The organism is Chamaesiphon sp. OTE_20_metabat_361, assembly GCF_031364565.1.
The window spans coordinates 1-5191 of the sequence record NZ_JANLWO010000245.1; the positions used below are offsets into that span (position 1 = coordinate 1).

Consider the following 5191-nt stretch of genomic DNA (forward strand, 5'->3'; position numbering starts at 1 on the left):
TTACATTGCGGAGTCGGTGCGGACGGGTTCCCCGTCCATGCAACCGACCCAAGCACAGGACATTCCATCATTCTACCTCCTCTACTGGCTGCTGATTTCTACTCTCGATCGCTGTTAATCATACCTTAATCCAGCAACGCCGTAAATCGCTTGTTTAAGCAAGGATCTGTAGGTTGGGTTGAAGAATGAAACCCAACACACCTAACAGAGTTTCTTGCTAATTTAACTTACCAAAATCCGCCGCGCTTACCATTGGGGAAAACGGTCATAAAATTGGTTTTAGCTTGATTTAGCTGATCTTCAGTGACTTTGACACCTTTAAGATTGGCACCACAGAGGTTGGCGCCGTGCAGATTGGCATAATTGAGATAGGCATCGCTCAAATCGGCACCGCGTAAATCGGCATTTTGCAGATTGGCGTAGCTAAAATAGCCGCGACTGAGGACGGTATCCTTGAGGACTGCGCCGCTGAGATCTGCCTTATCAAATTTACCTGCGGACAGATTTGCGCCTTGGAGATTGATATAGGCACAATTGGCACTACTGAGGGTAATTCCCGGTAGATGCGCCTTGGACAGATCCAAGCTACTGATATCCATCTCGCTAAAGGTGCGCTGTCCGCGTCGGAATGCTGCTAGTACACTCTGAGCGTCTAATTTGTGTTGGGGGCGGCGTGGTGTTTGAATGACGGGCATTCCGCCCAATCCGGTCTTAATATCGGCACCAAATCGGCTGGGTTCGCTGCCATTTTTGATGTTGGTCGGGTCGCGTTGTTCGCGCTGTTGCTTGATCGCATCTGCCATCCGCTGCGAAGCGGTTGAGGTAGGCGTTGGGACTGGCGGGTTGGCTCTGCCTGGTAAACCTGGAGGAGCAGCTTTGGGAAAGGGGAAAGGGTTGCTCGGACTGTTATGTGACGCAGCGGCGGCATTATTGCTGCGTTTATCGACCGCGACCGTAGTGGCGGCGAGTGCTTGTTGAACTTCTTCAACTGACTGATAGCGATAGCGTACCGAAACCTCCAGCATTTTGCCCAAGACTTGAGTCATGTGTTTGCCCAATTGGACGTGTTTTTGCCACATCATTTCGCCAGTGGCGGGATTGTACTCGATGTCTTTGGGCGATTTGCCTGTCATCAGGTACACGCAAGTTACCCCCAGCGCATAGATGTCACTAGAAAAGATCGGTCGCATTGCCAACTGTTCGGGCGGTGCGTAGCCAGAGGTACCGACGGCAAACTGGGTGTTGGAACCTTGCTCGACTCCTTCTTGAGGTTCTATTTGCGCGACATAATTTTTGACAGCGCCAAAGTCAATGAGGACGAGTTTGCCATCTTGATCGCGGCGTAAAATATTGGCAGGTTTGATATCGCGGTGAATTACTTGTTGGGAGTGAATGTAAGTAATTACGGGGAGAATTTCGATCAAGAAGTCGCGGATTTTCTCTTCTTTGAACAGTCCCATCTGTTTGACTTCTTGATGGATGGTATGTCCGCTGACATATTCCTGGACGAGATAAAAGTTCCGTCGCTCTTCAAAAAAGTCTAACAGGCGGGGAATCTGAGGATGGTTGCCGATTTTACCGAGGGTTCTGGCTTCCCGCTCGAATAGTTCCCGCGCCATCCGCAGAAACTTTTCGTGGTTATTGCTCGGTCTGAGTTGCTTGATGACACAAATTGGTTCGCCAGGAAGTGATACATCGATCGCTACAAAAGTCGCGCCAAATCCCCCTTGACCGAGTGACTTTGTAACTCGATAGCGATTGCGGACGAGCAATCGTGCGCCACAGGCTTGGCACAGGAAAGCATCGATCGGATTTTTAGGTTGGGGGCAGTCAGGGTTTACGCAGTAGCTCATTGAGCCTCACCAGTTGAACATTGCTCTTGACACTTATTTCTTGTTAGCACCGCTGCCGCAGGGGGACATCGCGCTGCCATCATTTTCCAAAAATCCGACTAGCTCAAACTCCAATTTTGATGCAATAACGCAGAAAATTGCTTGAGTTACCGGACAATGAAGGGGTTTGGCTATTCAGTTCTAATTCTACCGCTTTTATTCACGCGTTGTGCTATTACTTAGTGATGTTGTGTTGGATTGGGCGGCGCTGGCGATCGCTGCTGGCATGATGTCAAGCAACTAAATCGCGACAATCGACCCCGTTATTTTTAAAGTACCCACAAGTTGGTCTGAATCGCTCTTAATTATTTAGATATTTGGAAGCTGTCGCTTGCCAGTCGCGGCAGCTCCCAAGGGTATAGCTATGCTTCGATCGTCACGCGCAGATTACCGCGTTTTTTGAGGACTCGACAGGAGGTAGTCGATCGCGAGCCTTCACTTTCGGCAGCGCGGTGGGTAAATTCGAGATCGATGAGCGTTGCGCCGACCCGCAAGTTTTTGAACGAGAGTCGATGAATGCTCGCAGGTAGTGCTGGGTCGAGAATGCGCAGATAATTACTCGGCGCGTCGGGGACTAAATTGACCATCATCTGGAGGAGTTGAAAGATGGTACCCGTTGCCCATGCTTGGGGAGAACAAGCCACTGGATACTGAATCGGACTTTGCCCAGCGATCCGTTCGTAACCGCAGAAGAGTTCGGGCGGACGGTGGTAAGGTTGCTGCACCGTCATGTCCAGAATCCCTTGGGCGACTTCTAAAGCTTGATCGACGGCACCAACCGATCGTAAGCCCATGGTAATCAAGCTATTATCGTGCGGCCAGACCGATCCGGTATGATAGCCGATCGGATTGTAAGCTGGTGACTGACTGCTGAGGGTGCGAATTCCCCACCCATTGAACATATCTGGCGCGTGGAGCCGTTCGGCAACACTTTTGGCTTTCTCTGGGTATAATAGCCCGTGCTGGAGGCATTGTCCGGGATTAGAACTAATCCCATCGACTTGTTTGCCAGCACCATCGATCGCCAGCGCCAGAAAATCTCGATCGGCTACCCAGAAATCGTGATTGAACCGTTGTTTGAGACTTTGAGCCTCTTGTTGCCAGCGCGTTGCTAAGTCGTTTTCTTGGCGAATTCGCGCCAGTTCGCTCATCCGCACTTTGGCAGCATAGACGTAAGCCTGTACTTCGCACAGCGTAATCGATCCGACGGCAATTTTGCCATGCCGATCGACGATACAGTCGCCAGAATCTTTCCAGCCCTGATTGACTAATCCCCGCGCCGAGGTGCGGAAATAAGCCAGATAACCAGTATCGGCACACATCCGATCGATCCATTCCATCGCCGCGAGCGCATTCCCCCACAATCGCTCTAAAGTATCAGCGTCGTGCGTCCAGGCATAATATTCCGCATACAGCATCAACCACAGTGGCGTGGCGTCTACCGTCCCATAGTAGGGCGTATGGGGAATCTCATGGCACCGGGCCATTTCCCCCATTCTCAATTCATGCAGAATTTTCCCTGGCTGTTCTTCGCGCCATTCATCATCGACTTTACCCTGATACTGCGCCAGTACCATGAGGGTTTCGCGGGCGATCGTCGGATCTAAGATCAGTATTTGACTGGCGGCGATAATCGAATCGCGACCGAACAACGTACAAAACCACGGTACGCCCGCCGAGAGAATCGTCCCCTTAGTCGGAGACTTGTCGGTATTGTGACTGGCTAAATCGAACGTCTGGCGCAACAGATAGATGTCCTGTTCCGCACGTTCGATCGCTCGATCGAGTTCGGGATTATCCGTCCGAATTTGGGTAATCTGCGATCGCCAGTTATCCTCTTCCATCGTCTCAGCGGCTTTGGCTTGGAACAGCGCCATCGGACTTTTCACCCGCGACACCGGGCGATTATTCATCAACATTTCCAGCCGATAGCCGATCTGACAACTGGCATGGGATTCCAGTTCGATTTGCCAGATCGCCGTGTAGCCCTTGAGATAATCGGGCAAGCGGTGTGCAAATTGTAGATGCGATTCCAAAATCGCCCCATCTAAGCCTTGATAGGCGAGAGTTAGCTCGGTAACAGGTGCCTCGGCTTTGCCCGTGCGGACGCGGCGCAGCAACTGACCGTTTTGTTTGCGATTGAAGCCCCGTATTTCAAATAAGTCTGAAAAATCGGCATCAAAGCTTAAGCTCAATTCAAAACTGACGGACGTAGTATTATAATTGTGAATGGTTAGTTCTTCAAATAGACTGCCATTTAGCACCAGTTCTCGCTGAATACTGAGCGTTTCTGCCTTGATATTCGGAATACCGGGGTTGGTACACAAAGCCGATAAGGCAAACCCCCGATCGGCATTGCAAGTGAGCAAAATCGGCGATCGGCCAGCGATCTGCAATTCCAGCCGACTCAAAAACCGGGTATCCCGACAAAATAAGCCCAGACTGGCGATCGTTTCATCGCCAGAGCTGCCAGAAATATTGCCCAGTGTGTCGGTAATCAGGAATAAATCGTCATCTTTGAGCGTCAGCGTGGGTTGGTTTCGATCGCTTACCACGCACCCCCACTCCGGAATATCTAACTCACTAGCCGGAATAAAGCTCCTTCCTTCAAGTTCGATCGGATTAGACATAGCAATACCTCTCTAGATGGAGTAGACGACACCGAGAATTTTTGAGCGCACAATTAGCAGCGATTTGTGCTTAAGTATCTCATTTTAGCCGTGAATCGTGCCGCTTGATGACTCAATTTTAATGTCTCTATTAGCTTGCATTGACTGTGCGTTCGTGATATATTGTCTATCTGTGACACATTTATCCGATCTAGTTATCGATAGGATGAATACACCTGGGGGTGTGGTGGAATGGTAGACGCGACAGACTTAAAATCTGTTATCCGTAATGGATGTGCGAGTTCAAGTCTCGCCACCCCCACTACAAAAAAGAGGCGATCGAATAAAATTCGATCGCCTTTTTCGATTTTAAATTTAACTAACATCTCCGCGCGCGCGGACATCGCAGCAGTAAACATACTCGATTATCGTGCCCAGTCGGTTCCCGCCCAAATCCGCATGAATAAAACACCTGTAACTAAGGCACCCAACGCCCACTTCACGGCGCTTTTGATTAAAGTCAATCTTCGCTCGTTACTACTGAGTGTAGATTGCAGCGTGAGATTTTTTTCTTGGGTGGCGGCATTTTGCTCTTGTGTTGCCTTAAAAGTTTGCGGATCGCCTGTAATGCGATTGGCTTTCATTGCCGCTTCAATTTGAGCGGGTTGCAACTTCTTGAGTTCGGATTGA

2 protein-coding genes, 1 tRNA gene and 1 pseudogene are annotated in these 5191 nt (G+C 50.1%); 1 reads left to right on the forward strand and 3 read right to left on the reverse strand.

Going from position 1 to position 5191, the window contains the following annotated elements:
• Positions 1–227 precede the first annotated feature (227 nt).
• Together RMO35_RS07155 and RMO35_RS07160 are read right to left on the reverse strand one after the other, a co-directional pair.
• Positions 228–1853: a serine/threonine-protein kinase gene (locus RMO35_RS07155; protein WP_309739668.1), complete on the reverse strand. Its 1626-nt coding sequence runs from the start codon at positions 1851–1853 to the stop codon at positions 228–230.
• 401 nt (positions 1854–2254) lie between these two features.
• Positions 2255–4522 carry an amylo-alpha-1,6-glucosidase gene (locus tag RMO35_RS07160; RefSeq protein ID WP_309739669.1) on the reverse strand — a complete coding sequence of 756 codons (2268 nt, stop codon included), beginning with the start codon at positions 4520–4522 and terminating at the stop codon, positions 2255–2257.
• 217 nt (positions 4523–4739) lie between these two features.
• Between RMO35_RS07160 and RMO35_RS07165 the strand changes: the two genes are divergently transcribed.
• A tRNA-Leu gene (locus tag RMO35_RS07165) sits at positions 4740–4823 on the forward strand.
• Positions 4824–4926: 103 nt separating this feature from the next.
• On the opposite strand, the pseudogene RMO35_RS07170 reads toward RMO35_RS07165, so the two are convergent.
• Positions 4927–5191, reverse strand: a pseudogene (locus RMO35_RS07170) (hypothetical protein); the annotation flags it as partial.

Coding starts and splice junctions, on each gene's coding strand:
- RMO35_RS07155 (WP_309739668.1), bottom strand. CDS start 1,853: ATGAGCTACTGCGTAAACCCTGACTGCCCCCAACCTAAAAATCCGATC.
- RMO35_RS07160 (WP_309739669.1), bottom strand. CDS start 4,522: ATGTCTAATCCGATCGAACTTGAAGGAAGGAGCTTTATTCCGGCTAGT.